This window comes from Kiritimatiella glycovorans (genome assembly GCF_001017655.1).
In the GTDB taxonomy this organism is placed as follows: domain Bacteria; phylum Verrucomicrobiota; class Kiritimatiellia; order Kiritimatiellales; family Kiritimatiellaceae; genus Kiritimatiella; species Kiritimatiella glycovorans.
Map to the genome: position 1 here is coordinate 2595810 of NZ_CP010904.1, position 15148 is coordinate 2610957.

A 15148-nucleotide genomic window follows, 5' to 3' on the forward strand; every position below is an offset into this window, starting at 1 on the left:
GAATTTAACGCAAGCACGGAAGATCACGAAAAACGGACGGTGAGACAATGAGTACGAAGATGATGCTGCCCGAGCTGGGCGAAAATGTTGAAAACGGCGACATCGTACAGGTCATGGTGAGCCCCGGCGACACGATTGCGAAGGACCAGCCGGTCCTGGAGATCGAGGCCGGCAAGGCGAGCATGGAGGTCCCCTCCACCGTCGAAGGCGAGATCGAAGAGGTCCATATCAAGGAAGGCCAGACCGTCTCGGTCGGCGATGTCGTGCTGTCGGTGAAGTCGGAAACTGGGGCAGAGACAGAGGCAGAATCAGAGTTAGAGTCAGAGTCAGAATCAGAGTCAGAGTTAGAGGCAGAGGCAGAGTTAGAGGCAGAGTCGGGATCGGGGGAGGCGTCGGCGGAAGAGGAACAGGAACCGGAGCCGCCGCCGAAACGGGAAGCGCCTGAAGGACCGGCAAAGCAGGAGAAGAGGGCGGCCGGCAAGGCGGTAGCCGCGTCGCCGAAGGTGCGGCGGCTCGCCCGTGAACTGGGCGTCGACATCCATGAGGTTCCCGCCTCCAAACCCGACGAGCGGATCAGCGAAGAGGACGTAAAGAACTTCGCCCGCTCCCTGCTCGAGGACCGCGAACGCGGCGGCGGGCCTTCACCCGCGCGCCCCTCGCTCCACCACGCCATGCCCCTTCCGGACTTCAGCCGCTGGGGCGAGGTCCGCCGCGAGCGGATGAGCCAGACCCGCAAGGCGACGATGGAGCATCTGACCTCGGCGTGGTTTGCGATTCCCCACGTGACGCAGCACGACCGCGCGGAGATCACGCGGCTCGAGGAACTCCGTGAAAAGTTTCAGCCGAACGTGGAGAAGGAGGGCGGCAAGCTCACCCTGACCGCCATCCTCATCAAGATGCTGGCGGGCGCGCTCAAGGTCTTCCCGCGGCTGAACTGCAGCATCGATCCCGCGAACGAGGAAATCATCTACAAGGACTACGTCCACATCGGCGTCGCGGTCGACACCGATCGCGGGCTGCTGGTGCCGGTGCTCCGCGACGCGGACCGGAAGAACATCAAGCAGATCGCCGTGGAGACCGGGGAGCTGGCCCGGAAGGCGCGCGAGGGGAAGATGAGCCGCGAGGATCTGGAGGGCGGCACCTTCACGCTCACGAACATCGGGGGGATCGGCGGATCCTTTTTCACGCCGATCATCAACGCGCCGGAGGTGGCGATTCTCGGTGTCGGCCGCGCCACGCTGGAACCCTGCATGGGACGGGATGAGAATCTCTGTCGGCCCCGGCTCCGGCTCCCGCTCTCCCTGAGCTACGACCACCGGATCATCGACGGCGCCGACGGCGCCCGCTTCCTGAAATGGGTCGTCGATGCGCTGGAAGAACCGATGCTTCTTTCGCTGGAGGGCTGAAATGCGACACCACCGCGCCACCGAGTGGGAACAGCGGCTCGAGGACGTCTTCGACGAGATCGACGCCGAGCTGGAAGAGACGTACGGAGACCGCTACCGGCGCTATGCCGGCCGGCCCGGCGCGGGCGAGACCTCGGACCCCTCCGCCGACGGACTGTTCAACATCGGCGCGCAGTTCTCGCCGGGCTACAGCTCAGGCCGCGGCCCCGGGTACGTGGTCGAGATCCGCACCGCCACACGGGAAGACGTCACGGACGAGTTCCGTGAGAAGCTCTTCGATGAAGTCCGCGAGCGGCTCGAAAAGAAGCTTCCGCAGAGCTTCCCCGGAAAGACCCTGAGCGTCGAACGCTACGGATCGCGCCTGCATATCTCCGGCGACCTGAGTCTCGGGGAAGCTTAATGACGATTATTCGTGGATTTATCTTGCCACACCGCAGCGATTCTCATTATGGCTTCACCCTTTTCGGTCGGGGTGGCACCCGACCCTCCCAGTGCCCGAAAATGCGTCGGATATCGACTCGGGAGGGACGGCTGCCACGCCGTCCGCGGTCGGAATGCGGCCATAATGAGAACTGCTGGCCACACCGCCCCTGATTAATAATCTGGTTTAGTAAACCAGTAGGGTGCAGACATGTCTTTCTATAAATCCCGACCTCCCTGATGAAGATCGCAGCCTTCTCGTCTTCGCAGACAAAGCGAAAGCGAACCCGAGCATCAGTCGAGAATGTTTCAGGATTGTGTTCGACCCGAATATATCCGTAGTCGGTCGAGCGATTGTTGAAATCTCCCCTGCCAGGTCCGTGTCCTCGCTCGAATTTCCGCAGATTCACCCAGTCCCCATCCGACCAAAGATCGACGAAGAGTGTTCCGCCTGATGCCACTCCCTCTGGCAGGTAGCGAAATGCAATCTTCATTTCCTCGCTGGAGGAAAGGTCTATCGGTTCCCGAAGTACCAATTCGGAACCTGGCTTCATTTTGACCGCCTCTTTCTCAAGATCGAGGGAGCAGTGATTGCCTTCACAAGCAAACCCTTCGAGGTTTTCGGTGAATGTCGCGCGGCGTATTTCATCGAATTGGTTTGGAATGTAGATATCGTTGAGAAACCGGATGACGGCGCCGGCCACTCCTTCGGGATCATCTTCAGGTGAATAGTGACCCGTCTTGAATTGCGGTTGCTCCAGACCAAATGCGCCTGGGATGCTTGAAATGTATTCGTCTCGCCGATTCCGCTCATCGGGCATGTCCATGCTCTCCCAGATGACCAGATAGGGCCTGTCATAGGAGGAAGTCAGGAAATCCCAGGCTTTCTGATTGGCCTTCGCTTCCGGCCAGGTGGCATCTTCAGGGACCATTTCAGGAAATGCGCGAATCGAAGCCTGATAGTCCCCCGTTGGATAAGGAGCGTCGTAGCCTCCTTTCTCGGCGTTCGTGCCGGGAGGCAAGCCCATGTTCTGCCGGGCGTCATTACGGAAGACCACCGCGCCGATAGGAACCTTAGGAACCGAACGGACAAAACTTCGCCAGCGATCATGGCGCTTTGCGATTCCCCATCGCCCTCGGTTCAGTCCCGCATTCCCATTGATGAATCCATCAAAACGATCCGGGTAATGCTCCGCCATCAGGCGCGCGCCCAGCGGATGGCCGTAGTCGTGACCGAACAGAACGACTTCTTTGAGAGCGAGTTCAGGGTCTTCGTCCAGTTGCTTGAACGCCTGCCGGATCCACTCAAGGTGGCGATCATACGTGTAGTCGGACTCTGTTGCCGGTTTGTCGGATTTCCCGTGGCCGACATAATCAATCATAATCGTCCGATAACCCGCTTCGTTGATCAGCGGTACAACCTTGCGAAAGAGATACGACCATGACGGGTTTCCGTGGAGCATCAGCAAGGTGGGCCGATTGGCCGGGCCGGAGACCGCGTAATGCATGCGGATTCGGCGGTTGCCGTCTGGCAGATTCGGATCATCCACATAGAGATAATGCGGCTCAAATGGATAACCGCACAGCTTGGCGAAGTGTTCATCCGGAGTGCGCAGCAGTTCCATTGCGCCGTTCTCGGGGGCCTTCTGCTTGCTCTGTGGACTGTCGGCCTTGCGTGCATGCTTCTGGAAAAAATCCCACATGAGGTCATTGGCGGAGATATCTGTGGTGGATTCACCAAGCATGGCAACGGGCGGTTCCATACCGGGCCAGGTGTGGCCGCCGCCGTCAATTTCATACAACACCACCTCTGAACCGTTCTTCCCTTCGCCCCAAACCTTGCGGATCACCCGCATGCCGTCATCTGCCGTGTCGGGCATTGGGGTAACGGTTGGTTCTTTTGCGCAGCCGTTGGCTTCAACCCAGCAGTTGATCGAATGCTCCACCGAAAAAAACTCCGGTCGCATGGATGCCGGAACATTTGAAGTGCCTTTTCCCCGCCCGCCGTTAAACGGAGCCAGTTCGTCCGCCGTCCCGTGGAAGTGGATGACCGACACTGGCCGGGAGGGGGTGCACGTCTCGGTCCCCATCGGCCCGCCGACCGGAGCGATCGCGGCGAACCGGTCGGCCAGTTCGGACGCTACCCGGTACGCCATCATCCCACCGTTGGAGATGCCGGTTGCGAAGACCCGTTCCTTGTCCACATTCACGACTGCTTCCAGGTCGCCGAGCAAAGCCTTTGTGAACCCCACGTCGTCGATCTTCTTCCGCTTGGCATACCCACCGACGTTGCCGGCGTTGAACGTCAGATTCTTGTCTTTGTCGGTCCCACTGCCGAACGGGTAGACGACAACGAATCCGGCTTCGTCTGCTTTTTCGTTCAGCCCGCTCAGCCGGATCATACTCTGCGGATTGCCGCCGCCGCCGTGAAATGCGACTACAACTGGCGTTTTTCGATCCGCCGTGTAATTCGGAGGAACGTGGACTTGGTAGCGGCGTTCTTGTCCTTCTACGTCAATGGTCCGGATGCGATCGCCCGCTCCGAAGGTGCCCCCGGCTTCCCCGGGCTGCGTTTGACCACGCATGGATCGCGCGATCGCACCGGCGAATTCCCGGAAGCTGAGCAAACCGTCGTTGTCTTGGTCAGCCCCCTCCAGACGCGATTCTAACCGTGGAACGGTTTTGAGTTCAGTCGCCGATAGCTGACCGTCTTTGTTGGCGTCCAGCCGCTCAAACCCTTGCCGCAGGCGGGAGCCGTCCTGAGCGGCCGCACAACAGACCAAGAAATACAGCAAGCATAAAAGGACGGATGTCTGTCTCATGTAAGATTCCTCCTGTCTATCGCCAGAACGACAACAATCACCTCTTGGGGTGCCTACACGACAACAAGGTGAATGATTTTGTTCAGTTTCCTATTTCATGATGCCTTTGAATATCCAGGCGGTGTTGTGGTTCTTGCGATCGTTGGCCGCGCCGTCGTAGCCGCCGGTGTAGAATTCGCGGGTATTCCAGGGCGCGAACTCGAGGGTGCGGGTGGAGACAAGCAGCGGATGCGGATCAAGGTTCGGATCGAACACGCGGACCGTGTCGTAGGTGGCGTCGGCGTGCCGAATCAGCAGCCAGGCGGCGCGGGTGTCGTTGGGCTTGATTCCCGCCACGGTGACCCAGTGGATCGGTTGGCCGGTAACCGGATGCCGGCCGGGAACGAGGCGGTTGTAGGCGACCAGCCTGCCGCCGCGGAAGTTGCCGAGCTGCTCTTTGAGGAATTGCTGGGAGTTGAGTTCATCGGTGACCTTGTGCCCATCTTCAGGGTCGATGCGGAGGATGCGGCCTTCCTGTTCTCTGGAGCCGAGTATGACCTCGTGGGTGCCGTCGGGCGCGGCTACGGCTGTTATTCCGCGCAAGCCAGCGCCGGGCCGCTGTTCCGGTTTCCAGCGAAAGACCGCCGTCCACCTCGGCTCGGGGCCGTCGCGACGTACCAACAATCGCGGCGACACGGAGGCGTAGAGCCGGCCGTTGGCCACGGCAAAACCCTGGCAGCGCTTAAACGGGCTGTCATCAAAATCGGGGTTCGCATACTCCGGCGTCGATTCCCACCGGATGCGCCCGGGCACGGTAGCGTCGTAGCTGCCGCGGTAGACCTCGCCGGCGCCGGTGCCCGCAAACAGGTATTCGACGCCGGTCTTCGCGTCCCGGTGAAAGCCGAAGGCGCGGATGTAGGCCCGGTTCGCATTCGTCACGATCCGGCTTTCGTCCCACCCGCCCGATCCGTCGTTTCTGACGAAACACACGAGCGCGCCCGACCCCCGGGAACGAATCAGCCCGGCGTCGGCAACGAGCAGGGTAACGGGCGATCCCAGTTTCTCGCCACGGTGATCGACCGAGAAGGTCACCGAGTCCATCGCGTTGATTCGAAGAGCCCCCGAGAAATTGTGTTCCAGGCGCCACAATTGGTCGGGCCCATCCTTGCGGAGGATCTGCGCGCCGGGCCGTGGGTCGCTGCCGGGTTGATCGGTCCAGTAGCCGAGACCGGCGAACAATTTTCCTTCGTGCGCAACCAGATGCATGGTCTCGGTGCCGCCCAGGAAATGCCCCTCGGGATCGCGCGTTCCCGCAAGATAACTATGTTCGAAGGTCACGCTATTTTGGCTCCCCGCGCCCTCACGATCGGGCGGTTCCGCAGCGTAGGCGGTGATCCGGGCGGGAAATCGCGAAGCATCGTCGCCAGCGTGCAGCCGCATGATCAGCGCTGTCATCGGATCGTCCACCGTGCCAATGAAGGCATTGATCTGACCGTGATCAAGCGGAGCGACATCGATGGCTTGCGCCGGCGTGCAAGCCTCCCGGAGCGCGCGTGCGAAGTCCGGCGCGAAGCGGTTCAGGAGCATCCGCGTGCCGCCGTAGAAGATCAGGGTGGGCGGAATCTGCTTGTCAGGCTTTACGTGCAATCGGGGCGAGGCGTCGCGCCAGTTGGCCGGTTTGTCCGTGAAAGCGTTGTGATAGAGTGCCGTCATGCCTTTGCCGTCTTGCGCCTCGAGGTAGCCCGCGATGTCCAGTGCGGCGGTGTCCAGCAACACGTTGCTCTTGAGGATCGCCAGAGATTTGCCTTCGGCCTTGAGGAAGCGATCGTTCGTGCCGATCAGGCCGGCCAGGTGCGCTCCGGCAGAGTGCCCCATCAAATGTATGCCAGCCGGATCACCCCCATAGTCATCGATGTGATCGTGAATCCAGGCTATCGCCTTGGCGCAGTCCTGCGCGTGAACCGGATGCTGCACGCCCGCGTCGTTCGGCCCTTGCGGCGACAAGCGATAATTGATCGAGGCGTAGATATAGCCGTTACTGACGAAATGGTGCATCTTGCCGCCGACGATGGCTCGATTGGCCTTGTCGCCTCCCCGCCAGCCGCCACCATGAATCATGACAAGAACTGGGCGCCCCGTTTGCGTCGTTTTGCCTTCCGGCACGTAGAGGTCCAAGCTCAGCAGGTTCGGGTCGACGCCCTCGATCTCGTCGTAGCGGAGATCGAGATGGGCGGTGTGCGGGGGTTCCGGCGGCATCGCAGGCGCATTTCGTTCCGTTTCCGTCCTGCGATTCCGCGGCCCCGCGTTGTTGCCCGGCAGTTCGTTCTGCTCGATAACCCCGTCGCCATTGCGATCGAGCCTGTCGAACCAATCTGGGCCACCGGCTTCGGCCTGGGTGACCTTGCCGTCGTTGTCAGCATCGAGTCGTTGGAACAGGCGTTCTTGACGGGTCACCTCAGACTCCGTCTCTGGCAATGCACCGTTCATGGCCGCGGGCGCCGGCCGGTTCTGGCGACGTTCCTCCCGTCGCCAGCTGCGGGCTTCATCCGGGGTGATTGTGCCGTCGCCGTTTGCGTCGGCATCGGCTCCCGCCAAGCGTTCGGCAACCGGGGCAAAGCGGGGCGCCTCCTCGTGCGACAAACTGCCGTTGCGGTCGGAGTCGAGACGTTTGAAGGCGCGGTCGAGACGATCACCGGCGGCTTGGGCATAGACCGGGCCAGGCTGCAGCATCGCCGCGAAACAGACGAGTGCTAGGACAGACTTCATAGCGTCTCCAGGGAAGGCATTGGGGGAACGGAAGCAAGTATGATGGTCAAGCCGATGGTGATGATTACTTTCATGGTGACGAGCCCCTTCATACAGGGCGACCCTGCCGCCACGGCGGAGATTTCATTGCCCATGATTTGAGCCGCCCGGAGCGCCTTCATGGCTTGTACTCCTCGCCTTTTTGCAGCGTGCCCTTGTAGATCCAGGCCGTGTCGCGCACGTAAGCGAAATCGGCGGCGAAACCACCGAAATACCAGACCTTACCCTTTTCGTCCGGAAAGGGCGACGGTTCAATGGTGCGCACCCCCTGAAGCCGGACGCCATCGGGCTGGTTCGCGGGATCGTTGATCGCGCCCCAATCATAGGAACCGGGACCGTTGCGCACCAGGAAGTAGGCGCCGTTAGAGCCCGCCTGCGGACTGCGCGGGTGGATGACGAAAGTGGTGACCAGATAAACCGCCCGGCCGTCATCCGGGCGGGTGAACGGCGTGAACCGGTTCAACGCGGCGCCAGTCATGAAGACACCGACGTTCGGCCAGGCATCGAACACGTTCGCGAAGTAGTTCTCGTAGTTGATTTCGTCCGTGGCGGCGAACTCGTTCGTGGGTTCGATGCGCCGGATGACCGGTAGCGGCGGGCGCTCCAGGGCACCAAGCAGCGCCGGTTTGCCATCGCTTCCGGTCACCGTGGTCAGGCCGCGCATCAGGAATTCGAACGGACCCTCATTTTCAAACCAGGAATAGACCCGTTCCCAGCGCGGTTTCGCTCCGGAGATGCGCCGAAACAGCCCGCCTTGCTTGCCCCGCTGCCGTTGATTCGAGTAACCGAAAGCCGCGTAGAGAACGCCATCGCAAATTTCCATGCGCTGCGGACGGCCATACGGGCCACCTGCCATCTCGTTTTCCGGGGTCCAGCGCAGCCGCCCTGGTGCTTGCGGATCGTAGACGCCCCGATAGATGCCGCCGAAGTCCGCGGCGGCGAAAACCTCGCCGTCGTGCACAATCAGGTCCCGGATGCCTGCATAACCGGGCTGATCCTCTGGAAGGGGCGCGATCCGTGAAAGGGTCCACGTGCCGGTTTCGTCATTGCGAACCGCGACGGTGAGCCACTTCTCTCCCCTGCGGATGTCGTAAAGTCCGGCCGCCAGGAGCGAGACCGGCTTCGGCAACGGTTTGCCGTCAGGATCTTCGGTGAACCGCAGCACTTCCAGGCAGTTGATGCGCAGGTGGTCCCGGCCGAAGGACTCCTCGGCGATCCACGGCCCGTCGCCGCGGTCCTTGCGCAAAATCTGCGGTCCGGGATAGCCGGGGTAGGGTTTCACGGTAACATCGCTCTTCAACATGCTGGTGCCGGCGAAGAGCTTGCCCTCGTGGGCGGTGAGCCACATCAGTTCAGTGCCGCCGAGAAGCTGCCCGTTCGGGTCGCGCGTGCCGGGGAAGTAGTCCTTCTTGAAAGTGAACCAATCGACCTGCTCGCCGATGGGAACGAGCGCCGATTCCGGCGTGATCGGCCCGCGCTCCGCGCTCTTCCCCAGCTTGGCGACGAATTCCGTCCGGGTGATCTCCCCACTGCGATCCTGGTCGAAGACCTTGAAGATGGTTTGGTTGGGGAATTCCCGTTGGGTTACCACGCCGTCTCCGTCGAAGTCCATGGCGTGATACCTCAGGTTCAGCGCCTTGTTGGCGGCTTTGTCCGCGTCGTCTTTGGGTTTGTCTGAACCGGCGGGGGCAGGCTTGGCTTCGGACGTTCCGCCAGGTGAAGCCTCCCTGCCGGGCCAGCGTGCCGATACCGTGCGAAGCTCCTCGATCGACAAAGCTCCATCCTGGTCGCGGTCCGCGAATCTGAGTATCCTGGCGAGGCTGGGAAACTGCGTGAGTTCGTTGCCGGAGAGCTTCCCGTCGCCGTTCCGGTCGGCATTGCGGAAGAGGCTTTCGATGCGGTTGTCCGGCAGGGCGGGTGGCATCCCACTCCCGGTGTTTTTCCTCTCCGGCCCCACGAATTCGAAGATGCCACCGCCGGGTCCGTAAGCCATGAGGACAGCGTTTTGCCGGTAGCGGACCGGCTTTCCGGTTCCCGCGAGTTTGATTCCGTGGGCCTTCATGGCCTCGAAGACCGCGGTCACATTCCGGACGGTATGCGTGATGTAGCGGAAGCCGATGGCGTCGGCGGGGCGCCCCTCGAATGTCTGGCGTTCTCCCGGCGGCGCCAGGAAACGGATGACCGATTGCCCCAGCCCATAGCACACTTCCCTCTGCCCGGGCAGCACGATCGACTCGATCCCGGGCAGCGGTGTCAGGCCCAGTACATCGCCGGCGAACGATTTGGCGGCCGCGAGATCATCGACAACGAGCCCGAGTTCGATGCCGCGTCTGGTGGCGCCTTCGCCGGCCTCGATCAGCTCGAGGCGATTGCCGTCCGGATCGGCGACCACCGCAACGCGCGCGCCATCGCGTTCGCTTTCCCGTTCAACGGTAAAACCGAGTCTTTTCAGCTGGTCCAGCACCGGAGTCAGGCCGGCAACGGGCACACCGATAAAACGGATGCCGTTGACCGCGGCCACCGCTCGGCCGCGATTTGGCGGAGGCGTGGCGTAGACCCGCAGCTTGATGGCGGATGCGCCGGCGCGGTAGATGTGCATCATGGACGAGTCCGGCATCCGCCGCGGTTGGGCGAACGAACGCAGTCCGAGGCCTTCGGCATAGAAACGCCGGGCCTTTTCGAGATCACTGACCACTACGCTGGTTTGCAGGGCTTCGGCCGCCAGCAAAGCGGGTAGGTCGAGGCTTTCGGGAGCGGCTTCCTTTTTCTGCGCCGCCGGCACCGGCGACCGGTTTGCGGCCGGCTCCACGCTAGGAGACGCTGTTAAGGCAGTCCAAATTTGCCGGTCTTCGGTCGGGTCCTGCTCCGGTTCGGCAGCTTCGGCCTCGACGGCTTCGGCCTCGGGCTCGGCGGCCGGTTCGGCCTGGGTGACCTTGCCGTCGTTGTCAGCATCGAGTCGCTGGAACAGGCGCTCTGGACGGGTCAGCTCAGACCCCGTCTGCTGGTTTTGCCGCCACTCCACAAATTCAAAGATGGCACCTCCCGGACCGTGATACATCAGCACATTGCCGCGTGGGTTGACCGAGCCGGACAATCCCTCCTCGGTGAGCCCCGTGTGGACAGCGTCGGCGCTCTTGACCTTGTGCGCACGCTTCGCATGCTTCTGGAAAAAATCCCACATGAGGTCATTGGCGGAGATATCTGTGGTGGATGCGCCAAGCATGGCAACGGGCGGTTCCATACCGGGCCAGGTGTGGCCGCCGCCGTCAATTTCATACAACACCACCTCTGAACCGTTCTTCCCTTCGCCCCAAACCTTGCGGATCACCCGCATGCCGTCATCTGTCGTGTCGGGCATTGGGGTAACGGTTGGTTCTTTTGCGCAGCCGTTGGCTTCAACCCAGCAGTTGATCGAATGCTCCACCGAAAAAAACTCCGGTCGCATGGATGCCGGAACATTTGAAGTGCCTTTTCCCCGCCCGCCGTTAAACGGAGCCAGTTCGTCGGCGGTGCCGTGGAAATGAATGACCGATACCGGCGAGGCCGGGTTGCACTCCGCGGTGCCCATCGGCCCGCCGACCGGAGCGATCGCGGCGAACCGGTCGGCCAGTTCGGACGCTACCCGGTACGCCATCATCCCACCGTTGGAGATGCCAGTTGCGAAGACCCGTTCCTTGTCCACATTCACGACTGCTTCCAGGTCGCCGAGCAAAGCCTTTGTGAACCCCACGTCGTCGATCTTCTTCCGCTTGGCATACCCACCGACGTTGCCGGCGTTGAACGTCAGATTCTTGTCTTGGTCGGCCCCACTGCCGAACGGGTAGACGACAACGAATCCGGCGTCATCCGCCTTCTCATTAAGACCACTAAGTCGGATCATACTCTGCGGATTGCCGCCGCCGCCGTGAAATGCAACTACAACTGGCGTTTTTCGATCCGCCGTGTAATTAGGAGGAACGTGGACTTGGTAGCGGCGTTCTTGTCCTTCTACGTCAATGGTCCGGATGCGATCGCCCGCTCCGAAGGCGCCCCCGGCTTCCTCGGGCTGCGCAGGACGACGCATGGATCGCGCGATCGCACCGGCGAATTCCCGGAAGCTGAGCAAACCGTCGTTGTCTTGGTCAGCCCCCTCCAGACGCGATTCTAACCGTGGGACGGTTTTGAGTTCAGTCGCCGACAGCTGACCGTCTTTGTTGGCGTCCAGCCGCTCAAACCCTTTCCGCAGGCGGGAGCCGCCCTGGGCAACCGCGCAATTGACGAAGATACACACCGAGCACAAAAGGATGAATGTCGGTCTCATGGAAGATCCTCCGGTCTATCAGCAGAACGTCGCGGGTCAGCGTTTTCTGGAAGGGCGCGCCCTTCCAGAAATACGTTGCGCCCGCTTGTTCTCTCCATACCGGGCTCTCTCCTCCCGCAGCAAATGCACACAGTGCTCGTTAAGGCTTTCTCCGTGGCGCATGGCACCGATGGCCAAGGCTTTGTGCAGATCCTGGCCGACGCGAACAACAAATTTCCCTGAGTATTCTCTTCCTGCTGTCGCCTCGGGCAGGGGTTCACCATCCTGCTCATAGATGTCGATCCACTCTTCGACCACCTGACAGAGCTCGCGATACACCTTGGCCTCTTCATCTCCGTGAATGCCACCGAGCATGAGGCCCGGACACGTCCCAACGTAGCACTGGTCTTCTTCCGACCACTCAACAATCTTGAGGTATCGATCACTCGTCTTCATTCTGTCACCTCGCGAACTGCTCTCTCAACATCTCGCTCCTGATACCGCTTCGCATCATGCGAAAGGCCACCGCTGAGCGTTATCTTCGCCCCTTTGGCGTGGGTGAAGTTGCGGTGGCTACCCTTGCCGCCGCGATCCACGAAACCAGCCTTCTTCAGGTCCCGAATCAGCTCACGTATCTTCCTTGGCACGGAAGTATAGTACTACGGCGATACTACTCGAGTCAACAGGTGATCCGTTGTTCCGGAGAGAACGCTACCGTTCAGCCGCTTCGGGAGCCGACGCCTGAGCGGTGGTCCCGATAGCGGAGCCAGTTTTTTCGAACTTTAAGTCAGCATCAGGGCTCCCGCTTCCTGCGAGTGTTCTGCCACAACTCCGGCGAGTTGTCCATAGCCTGCGGCCGTCGAGAATGGGTCATTGAACTCGTCGGAGACGGTCGCATGGCTGTGGGCAACTCGCCTCTTCATGCCGCTCTCCATTTCGACTCCGCCTCGATTCCGAAGTACGCCTCATCGGGCGTTCGATCCCCGATCGATGAATGCGGACGTTCGGTATTGTAGCGCTCCAGCCACGCCCCCACGCCGCGCCCGGTTTCCCGGGGCGTTTCATAGCTTTTCAGATAAACATCCTCATACTTCAGGCTCCACCACAGCCGCTCGATGAACACATTGTCCACCCAGCGGCCCGTCCCATCCATGCTGATTTTTAAGCCCTCGTGCTGTTTCATCTCCCTGATCCAATCCGTCGACGTGAACTGCGAGCCTTGATCGGTATTCATGATCTCCGGCGCCCGCCCGGCCGTGGCCACCGCCGATCGAAAGGCCCGCAGGCAGAACGCGGTATCCATCGTGGTGCTCAGTTCCCACCCGAGCACTTTCCGGCTGTACCAGTCCATCACGGCCACCAGGTAGCAATACCCTCTCGGCATCGGGATATAGGTGATATCGGCGCACCAGACCTGATTCGGCCGCGTAACCGCCACTCCACGCAGCAAATACGGATAGATGCGATGCCCCTTGCCCGGTGCGCTGGTCCGCGGCCGCGGGCGGAGAGCCGAGATATGCGCGAGCCTCATCAGCCGGCGAAGCCGCTTTCGCCCCACGTTCAACCCCTGTTCGCGCTTGAGCAAGCGCCTTAACCCCCGCGTGCCGAACGTCGGGAAACGCAGATGAAGTTCGTCGAGCATCCTCATAACCCGTAAGTCCGTGATCGTCGCCCTGGGCTCCGGCGGCGTCAACCGGTTCCGGTTGACGCCCAGCAGAGCACATTGGCGCCGCAGCGAGCGTTGAGCATCAGAAGGATCCACCAGAGCCTTCCTCACGGATCGATCCCCAACTCGACGCATTTTTTTTCCATCCACTCCTTCTCAATCACCAGCTGACCTACTTTTCGCTCCAGCCGCTCGCAGTTCTTTTCCAGCCCGCGCTTTTCTAGGTCCGGCGCGTTCTTGCGCTCAAAGAGATCGGCTGCGCCCTCTGTGAGCTCCGTCTTCCATCGAGTCACCATGGTCGGATGCACGTTGTTTTCCGCCGCGATCTCCGCCACGGTCTTGATGCCGCGCAACGCTTCCATCGCGATACGCGCCTTGAACTGCGCGCTGTGATTTCGTCTCGGCTTCTTCATCGGTTCTCCTTTCGGTCTCCTTTTTACCGGGAGAACCCGATGCGGTCTATCCGCCCCTCACTGGCTCCGTTTTCCGGGACCACCGCTGAACCTCTCGGACTTCAGGTCGCGGTCACGGACAGCGATTCTCATTATGGCTTCACCCTTTTCGGTCGGGGTGGCACCCGACCCTCCCAGTGCCCGAAAATGCGTCGGATATCGACTCGGGAGGGACGGCTGCCACGCCGTCCGCGGTCGGAATGCGGCCATAATGAGAACTGCTGGGTCACGGAGCTTCTGTATGCGCTGTCGGCCCTCGACAATCCAGGCGCGGGAAACCCTGCTGCGTCCGGGCGCTGAATCGGGATACAAGGTTTTCTGATCACGTGAACTGACTCCGGCAGCTGTGGCACGCAAGATACGGTCACGAAGATCGTCGGCCCTGTTGACCGCGTCGTAACTTTTAAGCCTGACCTCCTTCGATGTGTCTGCCTCATGGCGACGTACACGCGGCTTGCGGATCTCCTCATCAATACCGTCAATTCGAAGTCCTACGCGGGTTCCGCCGGCACGTCGGCAGCCTCTGTCCCCTGCCGGCTTGTAGGCCGGACCACACAGTTCTGTGACCTCTTCAGCCAGAATATCGGCGATCAGGGTTCGCATTTCACCACGCAGCCAGTCACGGAAAACATCTCCTGCTGCAGACGGTTCAACTCAGCAGTTCTCATTATGGCCGCATTCCGACCGCGGACGGCGTGGCAGCCGTCCCTCCCGAGTCGATATCCGACGCATTTTCGGGCACTGGGAGGGTCGGGTGCCACCCCGACCGAAAAGGGTGAAGCCATAATGAGAATCGCTGGGTTCAACTTGTCCACGGGCTTCAAGGACGCTATTGTCACTCATGGCGGTCTCCTTTCGGGTTGGTTTGCCCCGAGCGTCCAACATGGACGCTCCTCAGGAGACCGCCTTCAAGTTTCAACAGTCAACGGGACACTTCCTGGCGCACAGAACCGGCGCACAACTGATCACGCTGGACGACGATCTATTGAAGCTGCGATCCGAGTGTGCGTTTATATGTGCGCCGTGCGACATTACGTTTTCATGAATCGCCTCAGGAAATGAACTTCAGGGTTGCGCCGGATCGGTTACCGCGGCCCGCTGTCGCCCAGGACCTTCAACCGCACGGACTGGGAGGACGATCTGGAGCGTGTCGCACGCCGGGGCGTGGAACGGATTCGTTCCCTGACCGGCGAACTCCGGATAGCGGAAAAAGTTCGCAGTAGGCCCGCAGACCCGCGCAGCGGGACCAGGGCCGTGATCTTTCACGTGCCTGGCCTGCCGGAGGCAGGCGTACGGCGCTACTACGAACGATATCACGC

Annotated in this window: 9 protein-coding genes; 2 read left to right on the plus strand and 7 right to left on the minus strand. The window is 61.1% G+C overall.

Translation table 11 applies throughout. The features are described from left to right. The first annotated feature begins 47 nt into the window (after positions 1-47). Together L21SP4_RS10805 and L21SP4_RS10810 are read left to right on the plus strand one after the other, a co-directional pair. Positions 48-1406: a 2-oxo acid dehydrogenase subunit E2 gene (locus L21SP4_RS10805; RefSeq protein ID WP_052882663.1), complete on the plus strand. Its 1359-nt coding sequence runs from the start codon at positions 48-50 to the stop codon at positions 1404-1406. Between the two features lies 1 nt (position 1407). Beyond that, a complete protein-coding gene (locus tag L21SP4_RS10810; RefSeq protein ID WP_052882664.1) occupies positions 1408-1806 on the plus strand; it encodes a hypothetical protein in 399 nt (132 codons plus the stop codon). 46 nt (positions 1807-1852) lie between these two features. Here L21SP4_RS10810 and L21SP4_RS12550 read toward each other — a convergent pair whose 3' ends face one another. The 7 genes from L21SP4_RS12550 to L21SP4_RS10840 form a co-directional block, all read right to left on the minus strand. After that, positions 1853-4648, minus strand: coding sequence for an extracellular catalytic domain type 1 short-chain-length polyhydroxyalkanoate depolymerase (locus tag L21SP4_RS12550; RefSeq protein ID WP_074041475.1), 2796 nt, complete (start codon positions 4646-4648; stop codon positions 1853-1855). A 90-nt stretch (positions 4649-4738) separates the two neighbouring features. Then, entirely contained in the window at positions 4739-7393 is a 2655-nt protein-coding gene (locus tag L21SP4_RS12770; RefSeq protein ID WP_082116713.1) for a carboxylesterase family protein, read from the minus strand. After that, positions 7390-7554: a hypothetical protein gene (locus L21SP4_RS13165; protein ID WP_160300814.1), complete on the minus strand. Its 165-nt coding sequence runs from the start codon at positions 7552-7554 to the stop codon at positions 7390-7392. Before L21SP4_RS13165 ends, L21SP4_RS12770 begins: the two co-directional genes overlap by 4 nt. Next, positions 7551-11732 (minus strand): extracellular catalytic domain type 1 short-chain-length polyhydroxyalkanoate depolymerase, encoded by a 4182-nt coding sequence (locus L21SP4_RS12575; RefSeq protein ID WP_074041476.1) that lies wholly within the window; start codon positions 11730-11732, stop codon positions 7551-7553. Before L21SP4_RS12575 ends, L21SP4_RS13165 begins: the two co-directional genes overlap by 4 nt. Positions 11733-11768: 36 nt before the next feature. After that, positions 11769-12167: a type II toxin-antitoxin system HicB family antitoxin gene (locus L21SP4_RS10835; RefSeq protein ID WP_074041477.1), complete on the minus strand. Its 399-nt coding sequence runs from the start codon at positions 12165-12167 to the stop codon at positions 11769-11771. Further along, positions 12164-12358: a type II toxin-antitoxin system HicA family toxin gene (locus L21SP4_RS13555; RefSeq protein WP_074041478.1), complete on the minus strand. Its 195-nt coding sequence runs from the start codon at positions 12356-12358 to the stop codon at positions 12164-12166. Before L21SP4_RS13555 ends, L21SP4_RS10835 begins: the two co-directional genes overlap by 4 nt. Before the next feature lie 272 nt (positions 12359-12630). Continuing rightward, positions 12631-13790 (minus strand): IS3 family transposase gene (locus tag L21SP4_RS10840; RefSeq protein ID WP_096335078.1). Its coding sequence is split into 2 segments (ribosomal slippage): positions 12631-13506 and positions 13509-13790, totalling 1158 coding nucleotides; the frame shifts between segments, so codons are not numbered across the junction. Positions 13791-15148: the final 1358 nt, after the last annotated feature.